This is a genomic window from Streptosporangium heterodermiicola (assembly GCF_051390675.1).
Classification (GTDB): Bacteria; Actinomycetota; Actinomycetes; order Streptosporangiales; family Streptosporangiaceae; genus Streptosporangium.
In genome coordinates, this window is sequence record NZ_JBPJSR010000010.1 from 17834 (window position 1) to 40970 (window position 23137).

Annotated in this window: 22 protein-coding genes; 17 read left to right on the plus strand and 5 right to left on the minus strand. The window is 71.5% G+C overall.

The genetic code is table 11. From position 1 onward, the window contains the following. Window positions 1-4 precede the first annotated feature (4 nt). The 9 genes from ACSC1Q_RS21960 (at window position 5) to ACSC1Q_RS22000 (ending at window position 8803) form a co-directional block, all read left to right on the plus strand. Window positions 5-2035, plus strand: a complete 2031-nt coding sequence (locus ACSC1Q_RS21960; protein WP_436760578.1) for an NAD(P)H-dependent oxidoreductase subunit E — start codon at window positions 5-7, stop codon at window positions 2033-2035. After that, window positions 2032-3021, plus strand: coding sequence for a 2Fe-2S iron-sulfur cluster-binding protein (locus ACSC1Q_RS21965; RefSeq protein WP_436760579.1), 990 nt, complete (start codon window positions 2032-2034; stop codon window positions 3019-3021). Before ACSC1Q_RS21960 ends, ACSC1Q_RS21965 begins: the two co-directional genes overlap by 4 nt. Further along, on the plus strand, window positions 3014-3847 hold the full coding sequence (fdhD, locus tag ACSC1Q_RS21970) for a formate dehydrogenase accessory sulfurtransferase FdhD (RefSeq protein ID WP_436760580.1): 834 nt from the start codon (window positions 3014-3016) through the stop codon (window positions 3845-3847). The genes ACSC1Q_RS21965 and fdhD overlap by 8 nt, the downstream gene beginning before the upstream one ends. A gap of 619 nt (window positions 3848-4466) precedes the next feature. Next, on the plus strand, window positions 4467-5402 hold the full coding sequence (locus tag ACSC1Q_RS21975) for a metal ABC transporter substrate-binding protein (RefSeq protein ID WP_436760581.1): 936 nt from the start codon (window positions 4467-4469) through the stop codon (window positions 5400-5402). Between the two features lie 36 nt (window positions 5403-5438). After that, on the plus strand, window positions 5439-6191 hold the full coding sequence (locus ACSC1Q_RS21980; RefSeq protein ID WP_436760853.1) for a metal ABC transporter ATP-binding protein: 753 nt from the start codon (window positions 5439-5441) through the stop codon (window positions 6189-6191). Then, window positions 6188-7021: a metal ABC transporter permease gene (locus tag ACSC1Q_RS21985; protein WP_436760582.1), complete on the plus strand. Its 834-nt coding sequence runs from the start codon at window positions 6188-6190 to the stop codon at window positions 7019-7021. The genes ACSC1Q_RS21980 and ACSC1Q_RS21985 overlap by 4 nt, the downstream gene beginning before the upstream one ends. Continuing rightward, a complete protein-coding gene (locus tag ACSC1Q_RS21990) occupies window positions 7018-7425 on the plus strand; it encodes a Fur family transcriptional regulator (RefSeq protein WP_436760583.1) in 408 nt (135 codons plus the stop codon). Before ACSC1Q_RS21985 ends, ACSC1Q_RS21990 begins: the two co-directional genes overlap by 4 nt. Before the next feature lie 250 nt (window positions 7426-7675). After that, window positions 7676-8224: a CGNR zinc finger domain-containing protein gene (locus ACSC1Q_RS21995; protein WP_436760584.1), complete on the plus strand. Its 549-nt coding sequence runs from the start codon at window positions 7676-7678 to the stop codon at window positions 8222-8224. Window positions 8225-8308: 84 nt separating this feature from the next. Continuing rightward, a complete protein-coding gene (locus tag ACSC1Q_RS22000) occupies window positions 8309-8803 on the plus strand; it encodes a beta-class carbonic anhydrase (RefSeq protein ID WP_436760585.1) in 495 nt (164 codons plus the stop codon). A gap of 22 nt (window positions 8804-8825) precedes the next feature. Here ACSC1Q_RS22000 and ACSC1Q_RS22005 read toward each other — a convergent pair whose 3' ends face one another. The 3 genes from ACSC1Q_RS22005 to recO are packed head-to-tail and all read right to left on the minus strand — an operon-like array spanning window position 8826 to window position 11185. Beyond that, window positions 8826-9590, minus strand: coding sequence for a crotonase/enoyl-CoA hydratase family protein (locus tag ACSC1Q_RS22005; RefSeq protein ID WP_436760586.1), 765 nt, complete (start codon window positions 9588-9590; stop codon window positions 8826-8828). Window positions 9591-9633: 43 nt separating this feature from the next. Beyond that, window positions 9634-10452 carry an isoprenyl transferase gene (locus ACSC1Q_RS22010; RefSeq protein ID WP_436760587.1) on the minus strand — a complete coding sequence of 273 codons (819 nt, stop codon included), beginning with the start codon at window positions 10450-10452 and terminating at the stop codon, window positions 9634-9636. Then, window positions 10391-11185 carry a DNA repair protein RecO gene (gene recO / locus ACSC1Q_RS22015; protein ID WP_436760588.1) on the minus strand — a complete coding sequence of 265 codons (795 nt, stop codon included), beginning with the start codon at window positions 11183-11185 and terminating at the stop codon, window positions 10391-10393. The genes ACSC1Q_RS22010 and recO overlap by 62 nt, the downstream gene beginning before the upstream one ends. 171 nt (window positions 11186-11356) lie before the next feature. Between recO and ACSC1Q_RS22020 the strand changes: the two genes are divergently transcribed. The 4 genes from ACSC1Q_RS22020 to ACSC1Q_RS22035 all read left to right on the plus strand — a co-directional run bounded on the left by ACSC1Q_RS22020 (window position 11357) and on the right by ACSC1Q_RS22035 (window position 15425). Then, complete coding sequence (locus tag ACSC1Q_RS22020; protein WP_436760589.1) at window positions 11357-12931, plus strand: CDP-alcohol phosphatidyltransferase family protein; 1575 nt, start codon at window positions 11357-11359, stop codon at window positions 12929-12931. Then, a complete protein-coding gene (locus tag ACSC1Q_RS22025; protein WP_436760590.1) occupies window positions 12928-13638 on the plus strand; it encodes a DUF5941 domain-containing protein in 711 nt (236 codons plus the stop codon). The genes ACSC1Q_RS22020 and ACSC1Q_RS22025 overlap by 4 nt, the downstream gene beginning before the upstream one ends. 360 nt (window positions 13639-13998) lie before the next feature. Next, the gene (locus tag ACSC1Q_RS22030; RefSeq protein ID WP_436760591.1) at window positions 13999-14643 is read left to right on the plus strand and encodes a hypothetical protein; all 645 of its coding nucleotides are present in this window, start codon (window positions 13999-14001) and stop codon (window positions 14641-14643) included. A 62-nt stretch (window positions 14644-14705) separates the two neighbouring features. Then, complete coding sequence (locus ACSC1Q_RS22035) at window positions 14706-15425, plus strand: hypothetical protein (protein WP_436760592.1); 720 nt, start codon at window positions 14706-14708, stop codon at window positions 15423-15425. On the opposite strand, the gene ACSC1Q_RS22040 is transcribed toward ACSC1Q_RS22035, so the two are convergent. Continuing rightward, complete coding sequence (locus ACSC1Q_RS22040; RefSeq protein ID WP_436760593.1) at window positions 15417-16616, minus strand: hypothetical protein; 1200 nt, start codon at window positions 16614-16616, stop codon at window positions 15417-15419. The genes ACSC1Q_RS22035 and ACSC1Q_RS22040 overlap by 9 nt on opposite strands. A 410-nt stretch (window positions 16617-17026) precedes the next feature. Between ACSC1Q_RS22040 and ACSC1Q_RS22045 the strand changes: the two genes are divergently transcribed. The 3 genes from ACSC1Q_RS22045 (at window position 17027) to rocD (ending at window position 19701) form a co-directional block, all read left to right on the plus strand. Next, window positions 17027-17524, plus strand: a complete 498-nt coding sequence (locus ACSC1Q_RS22045; protein ID WP_344920783.1) for an Lrp/AsnC family transcriptional regulator — start codon at window positions 17027-17029, stop codon at window positions 17522-17524. A gap of 133 nt (window positions 17525-17657) precedes the next feature. After that, window positions 17658-18458 (plus strand): dimethylargininase, encoded by an 801-nt coding sequence (gene ddaH / locus ACSC1Q_RS22050; RefSeq protein WP_436760594.1) that lies wholly within the window; start codon window positions 17658-17660, stop codon window positions 18456-18458. A gap of 1 nt (window position 18459) precedes the next feature. After that, window positions 18460-19701 (plus strand): ornithine--oxo-acid transaminase, encoded by a 1242-nt coding sequence (gene rocD / locus ACSC1Q_RS22055; protein ID WP_436760595.1) that lies wholly within the window; start codon window positions 18460-18462, stop codon window positions 19699-19701. 185 nt (window positions 19702-19886) lie between these two features. Here rocD and ACSC1Q_RS22060 read toward each other — a convergent pair whose 3' ends face one another. Further along, on the minus strand, window positions 19887-21455 hold the full coding sequence (locus ACSC1Q_RS22060; RefSeq protein WP_436760596.1) for an alkaline phosphatase D family protein: 1569 nt from the start codon (window positions 21453-21455) through the stop codon (window positions 19887-19889). A gap of 258 nt (window positions 21456-21713) precedes the next feature. Between ACSC1Q_RS22060 and ACSC1Q_RS22065 the strand changes: the two genes are divergently transcribed. Continuing rightward, window positions 21714-23003 carry a Glu/Leu/Phe/Val family dehydrogenase gene (locus ACSC1Q_RS22065; protein ID WP_436760597.1) on the plus strand — a complete coding sequence of 430 codons (1290 nt, stop codon included), beginning with the start codon at window positions 21714-21716 and terminating at the stop codon, window positions 23001-23003. The last annotated feature ends 134 nt before the right edge of the window (window positions 23004-23137 follow it).

The window sequence follows — 23137 nt, forward strand, 5'->3', positions numbered from 1 at the left end:
GGGCGTGGATCTCCGGTTCAGCGACGCCGAGCCCTCGGCCGAGGAGCGCGCCGCCGTCGACGCGTTCCTCGGCGCCCCTCCGTCGGGCTGGGAGGGCGGCGCCCGCTCCGAAGGTGACCTGCGCGTCGCCGTCGGCGGGCACGGGGCCCGCGATCGGCGCGACCTCCTGCTCCCCGCGCTGCACGCGGTCAACGACAGGATCGGGTGGATCAGCGAGGGAGCCCTCGACTACGTCTGCCGCCGCCTGACCGTGCCGCCCGCCGAGGCGTACGGGGTGGCGACCTTCTACTCGCTGTTCTCGACGAAACCACGACCGGCGCGGGTGCTGCACGTCTGCACCGACCTGGCCTGCCAGGCGCGCGGCGCAGACGCGGTGCGGCGGAGCACCGAGGAGCGGCTCGGCCCGCCCGGCATGTCCTGGCAGCCGAGCCCCTGCCTCGGCCTGTGCGAGCGGGCCCCCGCCGCACTCGCCCTGCAGGCCGGCGAGTTCCCCGGCGCGACCGTGTACGGCCCGGCCGAACCGGCACCGGCTCCCACCGGCGGAGCCAACGGGGCCGGCCGGGCCCGCGCCGCCGATGCCACAAACGGCACGAGCGATGCGAGCACCGCCGGCGGCGCGGCCGGCACACGCGATGCGGGCGACGCTCGTCCCGCGGAGGGCACCGTTGGCACGGGCGGCGGTGAGGCGGGCCGCGCGAGGGATCTCAGCAGGCTCGGCGGCCTCAGCGGCATGGACGCCACCGGCGGCCCCGCCCTGGCCGAGCGCGCGGAGCCTCCCGCCGAGCACGCCGTCCCGCAGGCGGGCGACCCCTCCCTCGTGCTGCTGCGCCGGGTGGGCGTCGTCGACCCGGCGAGCCTGGACGACTACCGGGCCGAGGGCGGCTACGCCGCGCTGCGCGAGGCCGTCAGGATCGGTCCCGCCGGCGTCATCCGCGAGGTGCTCGAATCCGGCCTCGTCGGGCGGGGCGGGGCGGCGTTCCCCACCGGGCGCAAGTGGGAGGCCACGGCCCGCCAGCTCGACCACCCCCACTACCTGGTCTGCAACGCGGACGAGAGCGAGCCGGGCACCTTCAAGGACCGCGTGGTCATGGAGGGCGACCCGTACGCCCTGGTGGAGGCGATGACCATCGCCGCGTACGCCACCGGCTGCCCCAAGGGATACCTCTACATCCGCGGGGAGTACCCCCGGGCGATCGGCCGGATGGCCCACGCCATCGACGTCGCCCGCGCGCGCGGCCTGCTCGGGGCCGACGTCATGGGGCAGGGCTTCGCCTTCGACATCGAGATCAGGCGCGGCGCGGGCGCCTACATCTGCGGCGAGGAGACCGCGATCTTCAACTCGATCGAGGGCTTCCGCGGCGAGCCGCGCAGCAAGCCGCCCTTCCCCGTGGAGAAGGGCCTGTTCGGCAAGCCCACCGTGGTCAACAACGTCGAGACCCTGGTCAACGTGCTTCCCATCCTGAGCGGCGGGGCCGCCGCCTACGCGGCGATCGGCACGGAGGGCTCGACGGGCACCAAGCTGTTCTGCGTCTCGGGCACGGTCGCCAGGCCGGGCGTCTACGAGCTGCCGTTCGGCGCCACCCTGCGCGAGCTGCTCGACCTGTCCGGGGGCGCGACCGGGAGGCTCCGGGCGGTGCTGCTGGGCGGCGCGGCCGGCGGGTTCGTCCGCCCGGACGAGCTCGACGTCCCGCTCACCTTCGAGGGCACCCGGGCGGCCGGCACGACCCTGGGCTCGGGCGTGGTCCTGGTGCTCGACGACAGCGTCGACCTGGCCCACATCCTCCTGCGCATCGCGGAGTTCTTCCGCGACGAGTCGTGCGGGCAGTGCGTGCCCTGCCGGGTGGGCACCGTGCGGCAGGAGGAGGCCCTGCACCGGCTGAGCCGCAGGCCCACCGCCGGAGACATCGCGCTGCTGCGGGAGGTCGGCCGGGCCATGCGCGACGCCTCGATCTGCGGGCTCGGCCAGACCGCCTGGAACGCCGTCGAGTCGGCCATCGACCGGCTGGGCGTCTTCTCCCCCTCGGAGGCATCATGAGTGTTCCCCTGCAGCCGCCCCGGCGGCTGATCGAGATGACCGTCGACGGCGACCCGGTCCGGGTGCCGGAGGGCTCGACCGTGCTGGACGCCTGCTCGGCGGCGGGCAAGGACATCCCGACCCTCTGCTACGGCGACACCCTCACCCCGAAGAACGCCTGCCGGGTCTGCGTGGTCGAGGTCGAGGGCGCCCGTACGCTCGCCCCCGCCTGCTCGCGCAGGGCCGAGCCCGGCATGGTCGTCGGCACCGCGACCGAGCGCGCCCGGCACAGCCGCAAGATCGTCCTGGAGCTGCTCGCCTCGACGGCCGACCTGTCCACCACGCCGCGCGCGGCCGAGTGGATCGAGGAGTACGGCGCCCGGCCCGACCGCTTCGGCGAGGAGGCCGCCACGGTCGCGCAGCCCGCGAAGGTCGACAACGACCTCTACGTGCGCGACTACTCGAAGTGCATCCTCTGCTACAAGTGTGTCGACGCCTGTGGCGACCAGTGGCAGAACAGCTTCGCCATCTCGGTCGCCGGGCGGGGCTTCGACGCGATGATCTCGACCGAGCACGACGCCCCGCTCACCGACTCCGCCTGTGTTTACTGCGGCAACTGCGTGGAGGTCTGCCCCACCGGGGCACTGTCGTTCAAGAGCGAGTTCGACATGCGCGCCGCGGGCAGCTGGGACGAGTCCCGCCAGACCGAGACGACGACGATCTGCAGTTACTGCGGGGTCGGCTGCAACCTGACCCTGCACGTGCAGGACAACCGGATCGTCAAGGTGAGCTCGCCGCACGACAACCCCGTCACCCACGGCAACCTGTGCATCAAGGGCCGTTTCGGCTTCCAGCACGTCCAGAACGTGGCCACCTCCGAGAACACGATCCCCCTATCCGGCCCCGCTCCCCGGCCCACCTCCGAACCCGGCCCCGTCTCCGGGCCCGCCTCCCGACCCGCCTCCGGGCCCGTCTCCGGCGCGCGGACGGCCTCCGCCGATGGGTAGGGTCACCGTCAAGCGCCGGGTCCTGCGGTTGCGGGAGGCCGCGGCCGCCCACCGGGTCGACGTGCTGGCGGCCGAGGAGCCGCTGGAGATCCGGCTCGACGGGCGGCCGCTCACGATCACCATGCGCACGCCGGGCGACGACTTCGACCTGGCGGCGGGCTTCCTGGTGAGCGAGGGAGTGGTCACCTCCGCCGAGCAGGTCACCGCGATCCGCTACTGCGCGGGCGCCACCGCCGACGGCGCCAACACCTACAACGTGCTCGACGTCAGGCTCGCCGCGGGCACCTCCCCGCCGGCGACCTCCCTGGAGCGCAACTTCTACACCACCTCCTCGTGCGGGGTGTGCGGCAAGGCCTCGCTCGACGCGGTCCGCACGGTCGCCAGGTGGCGGGTGGACGGTGACCCAGCGCCGGTGACGGCCGAGGTGATCGCGGCGCTGCCCGACCGGCTCCGCGCGGCCCAGCGGGTGTTCGACCGGACCGGCGGGCTGCACGCCGCGGGCCTGTTCACGCTCGGCGGCGACGCGCTCTGCGTACGCGAGGACGTGGGCCGGCACAACGCGGTGGACAAGCTGGTCGGCTGGGCGCTGCGCGACGGGCGCCTGCCGCTCGCCTCGACCGTGCTCATGGTGTCGGGACGCGCCTCCTTCGAGCTCGTCCAGAAGGCGGTGATGGCAGGCATCCCGATCCTCGCCGCCGTCTCGGCCCCCTCCTCGCTCGCCGTGGAGCTGGCCGCCGAGACGGGGCTGACACTCATCGGGTTCGTCAGGGGCAGCTCGATGAACGTCTACACCGGGGAAGGACGCGTCGGCCTGGTCCCCGGCTGAATCCCCGGTCACCAGCGGGGCCGGGGCGCCCACACCCTCGGGCACCCCGGCCCACCGGTAGCGGGAGGTGCGGCCCGAATCCTCCACGCCGGGCCGGAGCCTCCGCGTCCCCCCACCGACCGCCGAGGCCGGAGAGCGGCGGCTCCCCGGCCCGGCGACGAGAGCCCGGCCCGCGATAACTTCGCCCCCTTCGCCGGCCGGGCTCTCTGACGCCCGCGCCCCGGAGGCCCCTCGCGCCGGGCGGCGTTCCCCTGCTCCCCCGGTTCTCCCGGTTCCCCGCTCCCCCGCCCGGTCGCGCCCCGGCCCGGCAGGCCCGGTACAGCGCGTCAGCGGTCTTCGCCCGCGTCACGGTCCCTCCCCGCCGCACCGGACGCCCTTCCTCCTCGCACCGGGCGGCCTCCCTCCCGGGCCGAGCGGCCTTCCTTCCCAGGCCGGACGGCTCTCCCTCCCGGGCCGGACACGACTGCCCCGGGTGCCGTACGGTGCTCCCTCGCGTGCGGAACGGCGTCCTCGGCGGGCTTCGCGCGAGACCCGATTTTGACAACCGTTTTCATTTACGCGCATACTGGTTAGCATGATGTCCGAGTCCTCCCGACGTATCCGCATACGTAATGCCAGCTTGGCCGCGTCCGCCGTTCTTCTCGCCGCCGTCACCGCCTGCGGCACCGAGACCGGCTCGGCCACCGGCGGCTCGTCCGGGGGGGCGTCGGGCGTTTCCGCGGACGGCAGGCCCGCCGTCACCGCGGCCATGTATCCCCTGCAGTGGCTCGCCGAGCGGGTGGGCGGCCCCGACGCGACCGTCACCGGCCTGACCAAGCCCGGCGTCGAGCCGCACGACCTGGAGCTGTCCCCGCTCCAGGTGGCCGGGCTGGAGAAGACGGGGCTCGTCGTCTACATCAAGGGGGTCCAGCCCGCGGTGGACGAGGCCGTCGAGCAGCACGCCGCCGACCGGGGCTTCGACGTGGCCACCTCGGTCACCCCGCTTCCCGCGGTCGCGGAGGAGGAACACCACGGCGAGGAGGGACACGACCACGAGGAGATCGGTTACGACCCCCACCTCTGGCTCGACCCGGCCCGCTTCGCGACGGTCGCCACCAAGCTCGGCGAGAGGCTGGCCACCGCCGACCCCGCGCACGCCCAGGGGTACAGGGACCGCGCCGCCGCCACCGCCGCCGACCTCACCACCCTGGACCAGGAGCTGGCCAAGGGCCTGACCACCTGTTCCTCGGACGCGATCGTCACCAGCCACGCCGCGTTCGGCTATCTCGCCGACCGCTACAAGCTGCACCAGATCGGCATCAGCGGCCTCGATCCTGACGCCGAGCCCTCTCCCGCCCGCCTCGCCGAAGTGGCAAAAGTGGCCAAACAGGAGAAAGTAACTACGATTTTCACCGAAACCCTCGTCAGCCCGAAGGTCGCCGAGATTCTCGCCCAGGAGGTCGGTGCGAAGACCGCGGTCCTCGACCCGGTGGAGAGCCAGCCGCCGAACGGCGACTACCTGTCCGCCATGCGCCAGAACCTCTCCACACTCCAGGCAGCGCTCAGCTGCTCGTAAAGGTCACACGTGACGTCCAGCAAAACGGTTTTCACCATGAACGGCGGCCAGGTCAACCTGGACCGCCGTCCGGTGCTTCGCGGGATCGACCTGTCCGTCGAACCCGGTGAGGCGGTGGCGGTGCTCGGCGCGAACGGATCGGGGAAGTCCACCCTCATCCGCGCCCTGCTCGGCCTCGTCCCCCTGTCCGGCGGCGAGACCCTCCTGTACGACAGGCCTCCCGCCCGGTTCCGCGAGTGGTGGCGGATCGGCTACGTACCCCAGCGTCTCTCGGTGGGCGGGGGCGTGCCGACCACGATCCGCGAGGTCGTCGCCTCCGGCAGGATCGCGAGGCAGCGCCGTCTGCGCCCGACCGGCGCGGCCGACCGCGAGGCGACGGACAGGGCCCTGGCGGCCGTCGGCCTGGCCCACCGCGCCTCCGACCCGGTGCAGGCGCTGTCCGGCGGGCAGCAGCAGCGGGTGCTGATCGCCCGCGCCCTCGCCGGGGAGCCCGACACCTTCGTCATGGACGAGCCCACGGCGGGCGTCGACTCAGAGAGCCAGCTGCTCCTCGCGGAGACCCTGTCCACGCTCGTCGAGCGGGGCAAGACGGTCCTGCTGGTCGCGCACGAGCTCGGCCCGCTGGAGCCCCTGATCACCCGGGCGGTGGTCCTGCGGGACGGATACGTGTGCCACGACGGCCCGCCACCCCAGGCGGTCGGCACGCACGCGCTGCCCGGCCACGACCACGTGCACCCGCACGCCGAGGAGGAGCCCGTGAGCCCGCTCGACTGGAGGCCCGCCTCGTGATCGAGCTTCTGCGGTTCGACTTCATGCAGCGGGCGCTGATCGCCGCCCTCCTGGTCGGCCTGGCCGCCCCCGCCATCGGCACGTTCATGGTCCAGCGCCGCCTCGCCCTGCTGGGCGACGGCATCGGGCACGTCGCGCTGACCGGCGTGGCCCTGGGCTTCCTGACCGGGACGGCCCCCGTGCTGACGGCCGTGCTGGTCTCGGTGCTGGGCGCCGTCGCCATCGAGCTGGTCCGCGAGCGCGGCAGGACCAGCGGGGACGTGGCGCTCGCCCTGCTGTTCTACGGCGGCATCGCCGGAGGCGTGCTGCTCATCTCGCTGGCTCCCGGGGGGAGCAACGCCACGCTGATGTCCTACCTGTTCGGCTCGATCAGCAGCGTCGCCGTCGAGGACGTGTGGGTGATCGGCCTGCTGGCGGTGGCGGTGCTCGGCGTGGTGACCGTCTTCGGGCGGGAACTCTACGTGCTGTGCCAGGACGAGGAGGTCGCCAAGGCCAGCGGCCTGCCGGTCCGCTTCCTCAGCCTGCTGATCGCCGTGACCGCCGCGCTGACCGTGGTGATCGCCATGCGCGTCGTAGGATTGCTTCTGGTGAGCGCGCTGATGGTGGTGCCGGTGGCGACCAGCCAGCAGCTCACCCGGGGGTTCGTGAGCACGATGTTCCTTTCCATGCTGTTTGGGATGATCTCTACGGTCGGTGGCCTGACCTCCTCCTTCTACATCGAGGTTCCACCGGGCGCGATCATCGTCATCGTCGCTCTCGCGGGGTTCGCCCTCGCCCTCGGGCTCGGTAGATTCGTACGTCGAAGCCGACCTCAGGAGTCCAGCCCATGAGCAACAGGCGTGACGCCGTCCACGCGATCCTCCGTCAGAGCGAGGGTTTCCGCAGCGCGCAGGACGTCTACGCGGAGATGCGCGCGGAAGGCGCCAAGATCGGACTGACCACCGTCTACCGGGCGCTCCAGGCGCTCGCCGACACCGGCCACGTCGACGTGCTGCGGACCGACGACGGCGAGTCGGTCTACCGGGCGTGCGCCAGCGGCGACCACCACCACCACCTGGTCTGCCGCAGGTGCGGCCGTACGGTGGAGGTGGCCGGGCCCGCGGTTGAACGCTGGGCCGAGACCATCGGTTCCGAGCACGGCTTCACCGAGATCACCCACACGCTGGAGATCTTCGGGACCTGCGCCTCCTGCGTCACCGCCGCCAAGCCGCTCCGCGCCCCGAGCCGCGCCTGAACGGACGCCCGCTGGCACGACACAGGGTGACGTGAGGCGACGGAACACGTACGAGAAGCCCGATTTCGGGACGTGACGCACACATCACGGCTCACCAGGACATGCTCCACGGAAAGCCTTGTCGGCCGGGGCACACCACTGTGACGGGCGCCCGTGAGAGGGCGCCGGAGGTCCACGGGAGAGATACGCTTCCGACACGGCGAGCCGCCGTACGCGCCTCCACGTTGCAACCGCTTCTACAGGAGTCAACATGCCATTCGGACATGACATGGTGCACTCACTCGCCACCGCGGTGGACCTGGTCAACACCTCCCCCTCCACCGGGGGCGAGGACACCCTGACCGACCTGCGGAAACTCGGCGACTTCGTGGCACGCTGGGAGGTCAGCGGGATCGGGGAGCTGGGCGCCGCCGACCTGACCCAGGTGCGCGCGCTGCGCGAGGCCTTCCACAAGGTCTTCACCGCCCCCGACCAGCCCACCGCGGTCATCCGGCTGAACACCCTGCTGAGCGGGACCCGCATCACCCCGCGCCTGGCGGAGCACGACGGCCACCCCCTGCACGTCCACTACTTCGCGCCGGACGCCTCGCTCCACGAGCACCTCGCGGCCGACATCGGGGTCGCCCTCGCCCACCTGCTCGTCGAGGGCGAGTGGGAGCGCCTGCGCACCTGTTCGGCGCCCGACTGCGACCACGTCTTCGTGGACGAGTCACGCAACCGCTCGCGGGTCTACTGCGACAGCCGCACCTGCGGGAACCGGATGCACGTCGCCGCCTACCGCGCCCGGCGCCGGGCCTGACGTCACTCTCCGCTAATACCTATTGACTGAGTAGGTAATGCGGGTAGGTTGTGACGTGACGTCGCCTACCCCCGAGGAGAACCCATGAGCGTCACCGACGAGCTGCTCGCCAACGCCGAGCGTTACGCGGAGACCTTCAGGAAGGGCCACCTGCCCCTGCCGCCCGCGCGCGGGGTGGCCGTGCTGGCCTGCATGGACGCCCGCCTCAACCCGTACGGCCTGCTCGGGCTCTCGGAGGGCGACGCGCACGTCATCCGCAACGCGGGCGGCGTGGTCACCGCGGACGAGCGCCGCAGCCTGGCCATCAGCCAGCGCCTTCTCGGCACCAGGGAGATCATCCTCATCCACCACACCGACTGCGGCATGCTCACCTTCACCGACGACGACTTCAAGCGGCAGATCCAGGCCGAGGTCGGGGTCAAGCCCGACTGGGCGGCCGAGGCCTTCACCGACCTCGACGAGGACGTCGTCCAGTCCCTGCACCGGATCAGGAACGACCCCTTCATCCCGCACACCGACTCGGTGCGCGGCTTCGTCTACGAGGTGGAGACCGGCCGCCTGCGCGAGGTCAAGGCCTGACGGCCCCCGGGGAGGCCGCGGGTCAGGGGGCGCCGAAGTCGCCGTGGCGGCCGGCTCCCGCGGCGAAGCGGGACGCGCCGGCCGCTGCGCCGGGCAGGACGCCCAGGCCGTGGCGCAGCTCCCCCGCCATCGCCTCCCGCTCGGGCAGCCCCTCCTGCTCCAGCACCGACACGCGGTCACTCCGCACGCACTCTTGGGGGAAGCGCGCGATGGAGGCGGCCAGGTTCTCGGCGGCGGCGCGCGAGGCGCCGGCCGGCACCACCCGGTTGACCAGCCCCATGCCGAGGGCCTCCTCGGCGGCCACCGGACGGCCGGTGAGGATCATGTCCATCGCCCGGCCCGTCCCGACCAGCCGAGGCAGCCGCACGGTGCCGCCGTCGATCAGCGGGACGCCCCAGCGGCGGCAGAAGACCCCGAACACCGCGTCCTCCTCGGCCACCCGCAGGTCGCACCAGAGGGCGAGCTCCAGCCCCCCGGCGACCGCGTGCCCGGCGACGGCCGCGATCACGGGCTTGCCGAGCCGCATCCGGGTGGGTCCCATCGGCCCGTCGCCCTCGGGGTCCACCCGGTTGGCGCGGCCCTCGGCGACGGCCTTGAGGTCGGCTCCCGCGCAGAACGTGCCCCCCTCGCCCCACAGCACGGCCACCGCCGCGCCGGGGTCGGCGTCGAAGTCGCGGAAGGCGTCGGCGAGCGCCTGGGCCGTGGGACCGTCGACGGCGTTGCGGACGTCGGGCCTGGAGAGCACGACGGTGGTGACGGGCCCGTCGCGTTCGATCCTGACAGTCATCCGGGGCACCTCTCAGCGGATCGGCGTCACCCGGAACCTAACATCATTCCGCCGCGATACCCGGGACACCCGAGGCGTCCCGCGCGGACGGGACCGCGTTCGGCACCGCTCCCCCGTACCGCCTGTCGCGCTTGGCGTACGTCTCGCACGCCTCCCACAGATCACGGCGGTCGAAGTCGGGCCAGAGGCGGTTGAGGAAGACCATCTCGGCGTACGCCGTCTGCCAGATCAGGAAGTTGGAGATCCGCTGCTCGCCGGAGGACCGTACGAAGAGGTCGACGTCGGGGATCTGCGGCTCGTCCAGGTAGCGGGCGAAGGTCTCCTCCCTCACCCTGCCCGGCTTGACCCGCCCGTCGGCGATGTCCTGCGCCAGGCGCAGGGCGGCGTCGACGATCTCGGCGCGGCCGCCGTAGTTGACGCAGAACTGCAAGGTCAGCGTGGAGTTGCCCTCGGTCATCTCCTCGGCGTCGCGCAGCTCCTGGATGACGCTCCTCCACAGCCGTCCGGGGCGTCCCGCCCAGCGGACCCGTACGCCCATCGCGTGGAGCTGGTCCCTGCGGCGGCGGATGACGTCGCGGTTGAAACCCATCAGGAAGCGGACCTCGTCGGGGGAGCGCTTCCAGTTCTCCGTGGAGAAGGCGTAGGCCGACAGGTAGGGGACGCCGAGCTCGATCGCGCCCTCGATCACGTCGAAGAGCGACGCCTCGCCCGCCTTGTGTCCCTCGGTGCGGGGCAGGCCGCGCTGCTTGGCCCACCTCCCGTTGCCGTCCATCACGATCGCCACGTGCCGGGGCACGAGGTCACGCGGGATCGGGGGCGGGGTGGCGCCGGAAGGGTGTGGGACGGGCGGGCGGACGTTCACTTGGCTGCTCCCTTTCTACGTGTCGAAGAGAGCGTATGCCGTGTTCGAGGTGCCACTGGAGGTAGGCCGCGACCAGGCCGCTGCACTCGGCCCGGTGCCGGGCGACGGAGGCGTCGGCGGCGGGCCAGTCGCCCTTGAGCAGCGCGACCATCAGGGCGAGGGTCTCCCCCTCGGGCACCGCCGCGCCCGCCGGGCGGCAGTTTCCGCACACCACGCCCCCGGCCACGATGGCGAAGGCCCGCACCGAGACGGCCTTGCAGCGGGCGCAGGCCTCCAGGGCGGGGGCGTACCCGGCGACGGCGAGGGAGCGCAGGAAATAGGCGTCCAGGACGAGCCTGGCCTCGTGCTCACCCGAGCCGAGCGTGCGCAGGCCGCCGACGAGCAGCAGGAACTGGCGGAGCGCGGGCTCCTTCTCCCCCATGACCAGGCGGTCGGCGGTCTCCAGCATCGCGGTGCCCGCCGTGTAGCGCGGGTAGTCGGAGACGAGCGGCTCGCCGTAGGACCGGATGGTCTCGGCCTGGGTGACCATGTCGAGCGTGCGGCCGGTGTGGAACTGGAGGTCGACGTGGGTAAAAGGTTCGAGCCTGCCCCCAAATCGTGATGTTGTCCGCCTGACCCCCTTGGCGACGGCCCTGATCTTGCCCATCCGCCGGGTCAGGACGGTGACGATGCGGTCGGCCTCGCCCAGCTTGTGGGTGCGCAGCACGATGCCGTCGTCACGGTACAGACTCACCCGGACAGTGTAGTGGGACCGTCCACTTGGCAGAGGTGGAACCATGATCAAACGACACGGATAGATCACCGGTGCGTGTTGTTCACCTAAAACTCACTAAACTTTGGCCTCTGGCGAAATGCCGCCCCCGGTTGCACCGCCTCAACACCCGTCTCCGCACGAAAGGGTGCCATGCCCCGCGTGGTCCTGCTGGGCTCATCGCCCGGCCCCGATGCCGCTCCCGGCCAGGTGACGCCCGCCGCGTTGACCCTGCCCGCGCTTCCCGGCTGCCCCACGGTGATCGGCAAGCTGCACGGCCAGCTCGCCTCACTCGACCCCGAGCCGGTGACGATCGTCCGCTCGGGCGACGCCGCCGCCCACCGGGGCTTCCCCGGCAGCCTGGTCGAGACCTCCGACCTGGCCGGCGACCTGCGCGCCGTGGCCGACGCGGTCGAGGGCGCCACCGAGAACCTGCTCTTCCTGCCGGCCAACTCGCTGATCCACGACGAGCTGATCTACCAGGTCACCAAGTCGAAGCGCGGAGCCCTCGCGCTGATCACCAAGGAGCCTCGGGAGGAGGACGAGAACGGCGACGTCATCGTCCCCGACGTCCCGATCGACGAGGCGCTGCCGGAGATCGGCGACCGGAGGCTGGAGGGCCTGCCCGTCCGGGTGCGCGCCCGCAAGTCCCGGGTCATCTCGGTGGGCTCGGCCTACCACGGGGTGACCAGGCCCAACTCGGTCCTGCTCGGCCCGCTGCACCTGCACCACAAGCACGCGCCCGTCCTCGCCGAGGCCGCCCGCGAGCTGGCCGACATGGCCCACCTGCTCGGCCCCGACGACGACCTGGTCCAGCTGCTGGTGCTGGGCCTGGTGCGCAAGGGCGTCTCGGTCGGCATCCGCGGCCGCCGCGACCTGTTCTTCCGCCGGGTCTCCTCTCCCGAGGAGGCCACCGAGGCGCTCGCCGAGATGGCCACGTTCAACGAGGACAAGGCCCGGCTGAACAACGCGGTGAAGGGCGCCGACGGCTTCTTCACCACGTACTTCGTCAGCACCTACTCCCGGTTCATCGCCCGCTGGGCGGCCAGGCGGGGGCTCACCCCCAACCAGGTCACGCTGATCTCGATCGCGCTGGGCGTGGCGGCGGCGCTGTGCTTCGCCACCGGCGAGCGGGCCGGGATGGTCGCGGGCGGCGTGCTGATCTACTTCGCGTTCGTGTTCGACTGCGTGGACGGCCAGGTCGCGCGGTACGCCCGCAAGTTCGGCGTGCTGGGGGCGTGGCTGGACGCCACGTTCGACCGGTTCAAGGAGTACGTGGTCTTCGCGGGCCTCGCGGTCGGCGCGGCGGTCTCCGGCGTGGGCGACGTCTGGACGCTGGCGCTGATCGCGCTCGGCGTGCAGTCCATCAAGCACCTCCTCGACTTCTCCTACGGCGCCGCGAACCGGCGCAAGCCCCCGTCGCCGCTGCCCTCGGTGGCGCTGTCGGTCAGCGCCGACACCGGCCTGCGCCAGGCGCTGGAGGAGCGCAAGAACGCCAGGACCGGCGGGATCCGCAACCTGCTGAAGATCTGGGGCAGGGCCGGCCGCTACCGTACGGTGCACTGGGCCCGCAAGATGATCGTGTTCCCCATCGGTGAGCGTTTCGCCGCCATCGCGATCGTCAGCGCCCTGTTCGACGCCAGGATCACCTTCCTGACCCTGATCATCTGGGGCGGCATCGGGGCCGCCTACTCGCTCACCGGACGCCTGATGAGGTCTATCGCATGATCACCCAGCCGCAGACCATCCCCGCTCCGGATCCGTACGAGGAGCGGCTGCGCGTGCAGACCGCCCGGCTGCTCGCCTACCGCGACGACGGCCCGCTGGTCACGCTGCTGCGCGACAAGGTCGGCCCCGGCCTGCCGCCGGTGCCCGCCTCGCTCGCCGCGCTGCTGGCGATCGTCGCGATGGCCGTGACCGGGTTGCTGACGAACGGGCCGATCCTGCTCGTCCCGGTGCTGGTCATGGTCGTCCTGGTGCTGCCCACCGCGGCCCGCGACCACCTCGGCAAGCTCGACTGGCTGACGCCGCCGCTGATCCGGGCGACCGAGTTCCTCACGATCATCCTCATCGGCCTGGCGGCCGACGCTCCCAAGTGGCTGCTGTACGTGCTGATCTACGTGATCGGCTACCACACCTACGACACGGTGTACCGGACGCGGCAGAGCATCTGGCCGGCCCCCTGGGTGTTCCAGGCCGGGCTGGGCTGGGAGCTCCGGCTGCTGCTGATCGGCGCCGGTGCCGCGCTGGGCGTGCTGACGTGGGTGCTGGCCGCGCTCACGCTCTACCTCGGCGTGCTGTTCGCGGTCGAGAGCGTGACGAGCTGGGTCGGCCTGGACAAGCAGACGGCGAACGCCGCCCAGGCGAGCGACGACCTGGAGACCTCCCCCGAGGAGGCCCAGGAGCAGGCCACCGGCGAGGCCGACCAGACCTGACCCGAAGACCTCACAAATGGCGAATGCCGCCGGACAGATGATCTGTCCGGCGGCATTCGCGTGTCCGGGCACTCCCGGAGACAAACAAAGGTTCCCCGAGCCACACTAATGACGTTAAAGATATAGGCTTCGGTTTGTCTGACCGTCGGCGATGCCGGCTGAGTGGGGAACAGTCCGGCGAACCCGGGAGCCACCATGCCCAACTTGTTCTCGCGCCTTTTCGGAAAGAACCGGACCACTCCTCTTTCACCACTCGAACGCGAACACGAAGACGCCTATCGACGGGGAAAGAGAGAGGCCCGCGTCTTTCCCCTGGAAGCTTTCCTGCGGCCCGACTTCGAGCTCCAGTTCATCACCTCGGTGCGTGCCGAGGCCGGAGAGAAGGCCGCGGAGCTCAAGATCGCCCTCGATCGCCGGCTCAAGGCGCTGGCGGAAGAGTTCTCGCAGGCCAAGAGGACTCTTGAGCACAACGTCGACCGCCACGAGGAGACCCTCGACACGGTCACCGCCACGCACGCGGAGTCCAACGGCCAGGAGCCGAAGGACGCCTTCCTCACCATCGAGCAGGCCTCGGTGGTCCGCGAACAGCTCCGGCGCGCCGGGCTCCACCGGAAATCCAACGACGAGATCCGGCTGGCCGGCGAAAGGCTCGAACGCATCCCCCGTGAATGGGACAGCGCGCGTTCGGAGTACTTCCACCAGCTGGAGATCCTGCAGGCCCGCGCGCAGGGGCGGGTCTCGGCCTATGACAGGGGGGTGATGGAGACGTTCCCCCGCAAGGAGGAGCTCGTCGCGGCCTGGAAGAAGCAGATCCGCGTGCTCGACGTCACCGGCGACGGGAACGGGGTGCTTCCCCCCGCCAGGGAGGTGTTCAAGACCGAGATCGAATCGGTCAGGAACACCGTCGAGCTCTGGCGGAGGCAGCGCGGCCAGCTGGGCAGCGGGTCCCGGCCCGGCCGCCCGCGGGACCCGGAGGACGACACCACGGAAGGCGAGGCCTCGTGAGAGGGCGCGTCTCCGGCAGCGCCGCGATCGCCCCGGTGCCCGGGTACGGGAGGCGAGGCCTCGTGAGAGGGCGCGCCTCGCTGGCCGCCGGCGTCTCCTCCGTCGTGCTCCTCACCACCTCCGTGACGGCGTGCTCGGTGGCGCCGCTGGCGGTGTGCGGGATCCTCGTCGACTCCACCTCGTACGCCAGGAACGAGGAGTCGAGAAGGGACATCGAGCGGGAGGTCCCCTCCTTCGTCGGCGAGTGCGACTGGGTCGCCTTCGCGGCCGTCACCGGTAACTCCGAGACCACCGTCTGCCGGGAGGGCGCCGTCCCGATCGCGGCGACCCGCGCGGAGAACCCCAACCGGAACCCGAAGGTCGAGGAGAAGCTCCGCGGGCTCCGGCTCAAGGAGATCCTGCCCAAGGCCCAGAAACTGCTGGACTGCCCTCCGGAGGGGAAGGGCTCGGACGTGCTGGGAGCGCTGCGCTATCTCGGCAAGCAGATGACCGCCAGGAGGCTCCCCGACCGGAGGCACGCGCTCATCGTGTTCAGCGACCTGGTGAACAACATCGGCGTGCTGAACGTCGCCAAGGACGACCTCGACTCGGACGGCACCCGGGCCGCGAAGATCGAGCAGCTCCGGCAGGCTCGGCTGCTGCCCGACCTGACCGGGTACGACGTCAGGGTGCACGGCTTCCTGCGCAAGGAGAAGGCCCAGCCGGACCGGGTGCCGGGCCTTCGAAGCTTCTGGCAGCAGGCGCTGGAGGACACGGGCGCCGCCTCGGTCGACCTACTGTAGCCCCGCGTCCGGCACCCGTTGCCGGGCGCGGTTCTCCAGGATCACGTCGATCCAGCTCGTCGCCTCCGGGTTCCCCAGTCCCTCGGCCACCCCGTCGAGATACGCCTTCTCCAGGCTGCGGAAGCCCGTGTCCACCTGCTGGATCCGGGAGGTCCTGCGGTGGGGCGCGTCGGCGATGTACCTCAGGAGGCTCGTGTCGTAGCCGACGTTGCGCCGGTGCGCGAGCTGGGCCCGCTCGTACTCGGCGGCGAGCCGGGCCCGCTGGGCCCGCAGGTCCTTCAGCCGCGCGTCGTTGGGGTTGTGCATGCGGCGGCCGAGGTCGGCCGCGAGCACGGCCGTGGCGATCAGCAGGGCGAGCAGCAGGATCATCGTGGGCCACCCGCCCACGTTCTCCCCCAGCGGCCCGACGCCGGACGGGTTGACGAGCGCGTCGCGCCTCAGTACCGCCACCGAGACGATGAGCGCGAGCCAGCCGCAGGCGACCCCGATCAGCAGCCACCTGCCGACGGAGGGCCGTTCGTTCTCCTGCCAGGCCCTGAACGCCCTGCCGTACATGTGGGGGGCCAGAAGCATCACCAGGGCGGTCCCGGCCGCGAGCAGGGCGGTGAGCTCGGGACTGTCACCCCAGCTCAGGATGACCTGGTAGAAGATCGGCACCTCGACGATGAGGAGCAGCGCCAGCAGGACGGCGGCGGGCAGCCAGCGTTTGACGCCGGCCCAGCGCCCGCCGGAGATCGCCACGGCACTCGCCCGCCGGTCTCCCGGCCGGCGGCTCGGCGTGGCCAGTTCGCGGAGTTCGCCGTCGATGTGCTGGAGCTCCTCGCGCGCCGCGGCGAGCCTGGCCCCGGACTCCTCCAGGGCGATGGCGTGGGATCCCCGCTCCGCGTCGGCCCGCCGCAGCTCCTCGCCGCCGTGGTCGTCGATGCCGTGGAGTTCGGCGTCGCGAGCGTCCTCCAGCTCGCGCAGCCTGGGGACGCGGCCGGTCCGGAACATGACCGCGTCGACGCGCCCGCCCTCCCGGGCGTGTCCGTGGCCGAGATCGCGTTCCTCGTCTCGCCGCCGCGCCCAGTCGGGCATCCGGTAGAGGTCGCCTTCGTAGTGGAGTGACCGGGCGGGAGCGGGATCTTCCTGTACGACGGGGAAAACCGCGGTGACCCTCTCGCGTCGGCGAAAGCGGTCGAAAACGCTCATTCGAGCCTCCGAGCTTGTAACCATCGCCCCGAATCAATGCTTCGTGATCGCCATCGTAACTCTCGGATATCCGGCGAGAGCGAAATATCCGGTATCAACCGCAGGCCGACTATGGACATTTCCGACTGAAGCCCCACTGGTCACACCAGCATCTCCAATTTAAACTGACTTGATGGCATTAGCGGTAGAAAGTTCCTTTCAACTCGACCGACGAAAATGTCGATCAACCTGAGAATACGCAAAAGCCGCACCCACCTCGGCCGTGGCGTCCCGGGACGGCCGCTCGGGAGCGGCGTCCGAAGGCCGCGCGAGCGTGCCCGGCACTCGCGGCCCCTTCAGGCGTCGTCCCGGTGGCGCGCCCCCGCCGCCCACCGCGAACCCGCGCCGATCCAGGCGGTATACAGGTCTGCGTGGAACTGGACAGGCTGGATCGCGACATCATCGGGGCGCTCGTCGAGGACGCCCGCGCCACGTACGCGGAGATCGGGCAGCGGGTGGGCCTGTCGGCGTCGGCGGTGAAACGCCGGGTGGACCGGCTGCGCGAGACCGGCGCGATCACCGGGTTCACCGCCCGGGTGGAGCCCGCGGCGCTCGGCTGGACCACCGAGGCGTACGTGGAGCTGTTCTGCGCGGGCAAGACCTCCCCGTCGGAGATCGGGGTGGCCGTCGGCCGCCATCCCGAGGTGGTCTCGGCGTGCACGATCACCGGTGAGGCCGACGCGCTGCTGCACATCAGGGCCACCGACGTGCGGCACGTGGAGAGGGTGATCGAGCGCATCGCCGCGGAGCCGTTCGTGGTGCGGACCAAGAGCTCGATCGTGCTCTCCCGCCTGATCGAGGCCCCCCTGGTCACCTCGCGCAGCGAGCCGTTCATCGCCCCGCACAACGAATCGACGTTCCTGGCCTGAAGCACGCAGGAAACCCGCGTCAGCACGCAAACGGGGCCCCTTGGCCTGCGAGAACGCTGTTCCTAGGCTGATGGCACCGCCGTCGGAACCGTGACGGCGGCTGTCACCACGACCTTTACCTGCGGGGTTATCCATGACGAGGCACTACCTCATGTGTCGGCCCGACCACTTCGCGGTCGAGTACGCGATCAACCCGTGGATGCGTCCCGAGGCCGGTGCCGACCGCGAGGTGGCGATCAGGCAGTGGGAGACGCTCAGGAGCGCCTACGAGGAGCTCGGGCACCGCGTCAGCCTCATCGACCCGGTGGAGGGCCTGCCGGACATGGTCTTCGCCGCCAACGGCGCGCTGGTCGTGGACGGCCGCGTGTACGGCGCGCGGTTCACCCACCCGCAGCGCGCGGCCGAGGGGCCCGCGTACCTGAAGTGGTTCGTCGACCACGGCTACGAGCGGGTCCGCGACGCGGCCTTCACCAACGAGGGCGAGGGCGACTTCCTCACGCTCGACCACCTGGTGCTGGCCGGGACCGGGTTCCGCACCGACATCACCGCGCACAAGGAGGCTCAGGAGTTCCTCGGCCGCCCGGTGGTGACGCTCCAGCTGGTGGACCCCCGGTTCTACCACCTGGACACCGCGCTCTTCCCGCTGAACGGACACAACGTGGCGTACTTCCCGGGGGCCTTCTCTCCGGGGAGCCAGGAGGTGCTCCGCCACCTCTTCCCCGACGCCGTCCTCGCGAGCGAGGACGACGCGGCCGTACTGGGCCTCAACGCCGTCAGCGACGGCGTGAACGTGGTGATCAACGCCGAGGCCGCCGACCTCCAGCTCGAACTCAAGCGCCGCGGCTTCGAGGTCGTCCCGGTGGACCTGTCGGAGCTCCGCAAGGCGGGCGGCGGCCCCAAGTGCTGCACGCTGGAGATCCGGGGTAGTGCCTGACATGACGTCCACAGACCAGGGAGGGGCGCGGATGACCGGCACCGACGACTTCATCGAGCTGAGCGAGCGCCGCAGCGCGCACAACTACCACCCCCTGCCCATCGTGATCCACGAGGCGCGGGGCGCCTGGGTCGTCGACGTGGAGGGCCGCCGGTTCCTCGACTGCCTGTCCGGCTACTCCTCCCTGAACTTCGGGCACGGCAACCCGAAGATCATCGCGGCGGCGCAGGAGCAGTTGTCGCGGCTCACCCTGACCAGCCGCGCCTTCTTCCACGACCAGTTCGCCACCTTCGCCGCCGGGCTGGGCGACCTCACCGGCAAGGACATGGTCCTGCCGATGAACACCGGCGCCGAGGCCGTGGAGACCGCGATCAAGGTGGCCCGCAAGTGGGGCTACGAGGTCAAGGGCGTGGCCGCCGAGCAGGCCAACATCATCGTGATGGAGGACAACTTCCACGGCCGGACCACCACGATCGTCGGCTTCTCCACCGACCCCGACGCCCGGGGCGGCTTCGGCCCGTACACCCCCGGCTTCAGGATCGTGAAGTACGGCTCCGCCGAGGCGATCCGCGAGGCCGTCGACGCCAACACGGTCGCGGTGCTGCTGGAGCCCATCCAGGGTGAGGCCGGGGTGCTGGTGCCGCCGGACGGCTACCTCACCCAGGTCCGCGAGCTGTGCACCGCGGAGAACATCCTGATGATCGCCGACGAGATCCAGTCGGGTCTCGGCCGCACCGGCGAGACCTTCGCCTGCGACCACGAGGGCGTCGTCCCCGACATCTACGTGCTGGGCAAGGCCCTGGGCGGCGGCGTCGTCCCGGTCTCGGCGATCACCGCGAACGAGGACGTGCTCGGCGTGATCAGGCCGGGGCAGCACGGCTCGACCTTCGGCGGCAACCCGCTCGCCTGCGCGGTCGCCAACGCGGTCATCGAGCTGCTCGGCACCGGCGAGTACCAGTCGCGGGCCAGGAAGCTCGGCGAGGTCATGCACGAGAGGCTGCGCGGGCTGATCGGCCACGGCGTGATCACCGTGCGCGGGCGCGGCCTGTGGGCGGGGGTCGACATCGACCCGTCGCTGGCGAGCGGGCGGGAGGTCTCCAAGGCGCTCATGGCCCACGGCGTCCTGGCCAAGGACACCCACGGCTCGACCATCCGCCTCGCCCCGCCGATCGTCGTCTCCGAGGAGGACCTCCTGTGGGCGGTCGACCAGCTCGGCGCGGTGTTGGCGGAGCTCGCGAGGTAAGCCCTTCGGTGAGGAGTCTGCCCGGCGCGGTTTTGGAGAAGCTCGCCGGATGACTCCTCCGGCGGGGAGCCGGCTCGGTGCGGCTCCGTGGGAAGCTCGGTGCGGCCCCGGGGAACTCGCGCGGCGCCCCCTCCGGTGCGGCCCGCGCCCCGTGGGGGACGCGCCGCACCGGAACCCCGGGTCCGCTAGCGGACGGCCGAGTCCTCCAGCTCCACGACAGTGATCTCCGAGACCTCGGTGCCCGCGGCGGTGTCCCAGCGGACCGACGTGGGGGCGGTGTCCAGGGAGAGGATCGCCACCGCGTTGGAGAACCACGGGCCGTTGGTGATCCGCCACTTGAACGGCGGCTTGGGGATCTTCGCCGACCGGGAGAGCGAGCGGCCGATCAGGCTGGCGACGCCGAACTGGGCGACGATGTTGGCCAGGCGGAGGGTGCGGCTCAGCGGGTTGCGGATCGGGGAACAGACCAGCTGGTAGATGGGGAGCCCGTGGGCCTTCGCCACATAGGAGTAGTGCACGTCGCCGGAAAGCATGATCACCGGCTTCCCCAGCCCCATCAGCAGTTTCGACAGGTCCTCGAACGAGCGGCGGAAGGCCGCCCAGTGCTCCAGGTCGACGGCCTGGCGCAGGGCCTCCGACCAGCGGGCGACGGTCTTGCCCCAGGCGCCCTGGGCGAGGGCCTCGTTCCAGTTCTGGATGTGGTGGATGCCCGCCGGGAGCAGGAACGGCACCGAGGAGCCGATCACGAAGCGCTTCGCGCCGTCCCTTTGGAGCTGCTCGGTGAGCCACTCCCACTCCACCGGGTCGATCATGCGCCGGTCGGCGGGGTCGAGCTGGCGGGAGCAGCGGGAGTCGAGCATGATCAGGCGGGTGTCGCCGAGGTCGCGGGCGTAGCTCCACCGGCTGTCGGCGGGGACGTCGTAGGCGTGCTCGGCGAAGACGTCGAGCACCTCGGCGCCGTCCCCCTCGGCCGCGTACACCTTGCTGAGCACCTCGTCGGAGGCGCGCTCGGCCGGAGACATGTTGCCCAGGTGCTGGTAGACCCAGTAGGCGCCGATCCCGGAGACCACCCGGTGCCGCCACCAGGGGACGTCCTCCATCGCCGTACGCCAGGAGATGGAGGTGTTGAAGTCGTCGCGCAGGTCGTGGTCGTCGAAGATCATCGCGGTGGGCACGGTGGAGAGGAGCCAGCGGATCTCCGGGTCGGTCCACGCCAGGCGGTACAGCTCGGCGTACTCCTCGAAGTCGGCGATCTCCTTCTTCGGCTCGGTGTCCCTGCGGTCCGCGATGAACTTGAGCATCTCCGCGGACGGCTCGTCGGCGTAGACCTGGTCGCCGAGGAGCAGCAGCAGGTCGGGCCAGCGCTCGTCGGGCGCGTCCGGCAGGGTGCCGCCGTACGCGCGCAGCACGTCCACTCCGTGGGAGATCGTGTACACCAGGTCGTGCGGCACGCTGGTCCGGCAGGAGCCGAACATGACGCGGTTCGGGCCGTCGGGGCCGAGCAGGCGGATGCGGCTCGGCGGCCGGTCGGGCAGCGGCCACACGGTCTCCCCGCCCAGGCGCACCTCGTAGGTCCCGCCGCCCTCCACGTCGACGATCGCGTAGTGGTGGCCGTGGACGGTGAACGTCCCGGCCTCCGAGCTCACGCCGCCGACCTCGACCGTCACCTCACACGGCTCGCTCGTCTCCACCCACACCGACGCGCTCGTCTCGTCGACGTAACGCAGCATCGGCCCGACCACAAGTTCCGGCACTTTCATCCCCTCAGCCACTGCACAACGGCAAGAATCCTTGACCGGAGACTGCCATGTCCGCGTGTCGTCTCCAGATTGCCCTAGAGAACCGGCGGATAACACCCGCCGCCTGCCCGGGAGCCAGCGGACAGGCCCGGTGATCAGTCATCAGAACGAAACACGGTCCGTCCCTGGGGGCAAAAAACCGCACCTAGTCTGATCGTGACCATGTGCCCCGAGTGGAGCAAGGGCGCTCCGCTCACCGTACGGAGGTTTGCCTTGACAACGCTCACGGTGCCGTCGAAGACGCCGGCCGCCACCGCTCCCGTCAGTCCGGGCCGGCAGGCCCTCGACTCCGCGCTGTTCCGGCTCGACCAGGCGGCCGACCGGCTGGAGCTGGACGACAACCTGCGCGCCATGCTCGCCACTCCCCGCCGCTCGCTCACCGTCTCGGTCCCGGTCCGCCGCGAGGACGGCCGGATGGACGTCGTGCAGGGCTTCCGGGTTCAGCACAACACTACCCGCGGCCCGGCGAAGGGCGGCATCCGCTTCCATCCCAGCACCGACGTCCACGAGGTCACCGCCCTGGCGATGGGCATGACGTGGAAGTGCGCGCTCGCCGGCATCCCCTACGGGGGCGCCAAGGGCGGCGTCTCGGTGGACCCCGCCTCACTGAGCGCCCGCGAGCTGGAACGGGTCACCCGGCGCTACGTCAACGAGGTCCTGCCGATCATCGGTCCCGAGCGGGACGTCCCGACGCCCGACGTCGGCACCGACGAGCGGACCATGGCTTGGATCATGGACACGTACTCGGTGAACGCGGGCTATCCGGTGCCCGGCGTGACGATCGGCGGCCCCGTGACCCCCGGCGGAGCGCCCGACCGGGCCGGGGCCACCTCCCGCGGCGTGCGGGTCGCCGCGCTCAGGGCCCTGGACGGCTCCCCCGAGGGCCGTACCGTCGCGATCCAGGGCTTCGGCAAGGTCGGCGCCCCGGCCGCGCGCTACCTCTCCGAGGCGGGCTGCCTCGTGATCGCGGTCTCCGACCGCACCGGGGCCGTGATCGACCGCTCCGGCCTGGACGTCGACGACCTGCGGGCGTGGTCGGAGGAGACCGGCGGCGTACGCGGCTACCTCCGGGCGGACGCGCTGTCGCAGGAGGAGCTCCTGGAGCTCGACGTGGACGTGCTCGTCCCCGCCGCGATGGAAGGGGCGATCACCGAGGAGAACGCCGTCCGGGTCAGGGCCGGTCTGGTCGTGGAGGGCGCCAGCTCCCCCACCACGCCCGGGGCGGACCGCGTCCTCGCCGACGCGGGCGTCACCGTGGTCCCCGACATCCTGGCCAACGCGGGCGGCGTGATCGTCTCCTATCTGGAGTGGCTGCAGGACATGCAGGCGCGCGCGTGGAGCGCGCGCGAGGTCGACGCGAGGCTTCGCGGCATCGTGGAGGACGCGTTCGACACGACCGCGCGGGTCGCCGCCGAGTGCGGGATCACCCTGCGCCAGGCGGCCCACGTGATCGGCGTCGGCCGGGTCGCCGAGGCCCACCGGGCGCGCGGGCTGCACTCCTGAGGCCGTGAGGGGACGTGTCGTGGATCCTGTGACCGTGGATCGGAACGCGGCGCGGTTCCCCCGGCCTCCGGAGACCGGCTTTCCCGGGGTCGAGCTTTCGGAGATCGGGCTTTCGGGGGCCGGGGTTCCGGAGG

Excerpts from the sequence above, each read along its gene's own strand:
- ACSC1Q_RS21990 (WP_436760583.1), top strand. The coding sequence starts at position 7,018 with ATGAGCAACAGGCGTGACGCCGTCCACGCGATCCTCCGTCAGAGCGAG.
- ACSC1Q_RS21980 (WP_436760853.1), top strand. The coding sequence starts at position 5,439 with ATGAACGGCGGCCAGGTCAACCTGGACCGCCGTCCGGTGCTTCGCGGG.
- ACSC1Q_RS22005 (WP_436760586.1), bottom strand. The coding sequence starts at position 9,590 with ATGACTGTCAGGATCGAACGCGACGGGCCCGTCACCACCGTCGTGCTC.
- ACSC1Q_RS22020 (WP_436760589.1), top strand. The coding sequence starts at position 11,357 with ATGCCCCGCGTGGTCCTGCTGGGCTCATCGCCCGGCCCCGATGCCGCT.
- fdhD (WP_436760580.1), top strand. The coding sequence starts at position 3,014 with ATGGGTAGGGTCACCGTCAAGCGCCGGGTCCTGCGGTTGCGGGAGGCC.
- ACSC1Q_RS21995 (WP_436760584.1), top strand. The coding sequence starts at position 7,676 with ATGCCATTCGGACATGACATGGTGCACTCACTCGCCACCGCGGTGGAC.
- ACSC1Q_RS22025 (WP_436760590.1), top strand. The coding sequence starts at position 12,928 with ATGATCACCCAGCCGCAGACCATCCCCGCTCCGGATCCGTACGAGGAG.
- rocD (WP_436760595.1), top strand. The coding sequence starts at position 18,460 with ATGACGTCCACAGACCAGGGAGGGGCGCGGATGACCGGCACCGACGAC.
- ACSC1Q_RS22000 (WP_436760585.1), top strand. The coding sequence starts at position 8,309 with ATGAGCGTCACCGACGAGCTGCTCGCCAACGCCGAGCGTTACGCGGAG.
- ddaH (WP_436760594.1), top strand. The coding sequence starts at position 17,658 with ATGACGAGGCACTACCTCATGTGTCGGCCCGACCACTTCGCGGTCGAG.
- ACSC1Q_RS21965 (WP_436760579.1), top strand. The coding sequence starts at position 2,032 with ATGAGTGTTCCCCTGCAGCCGCCCCGGCGGCTGATCGAGATGACCGTC.
- ACSC1Q_RS22040 (WP_436760593.1), bottom strand. The coding sequence starts at position 16,616 with ATGAGCGTTTTCGACCGCTTTCGCCGACGCGAGAGGGTCACCGCGGTT.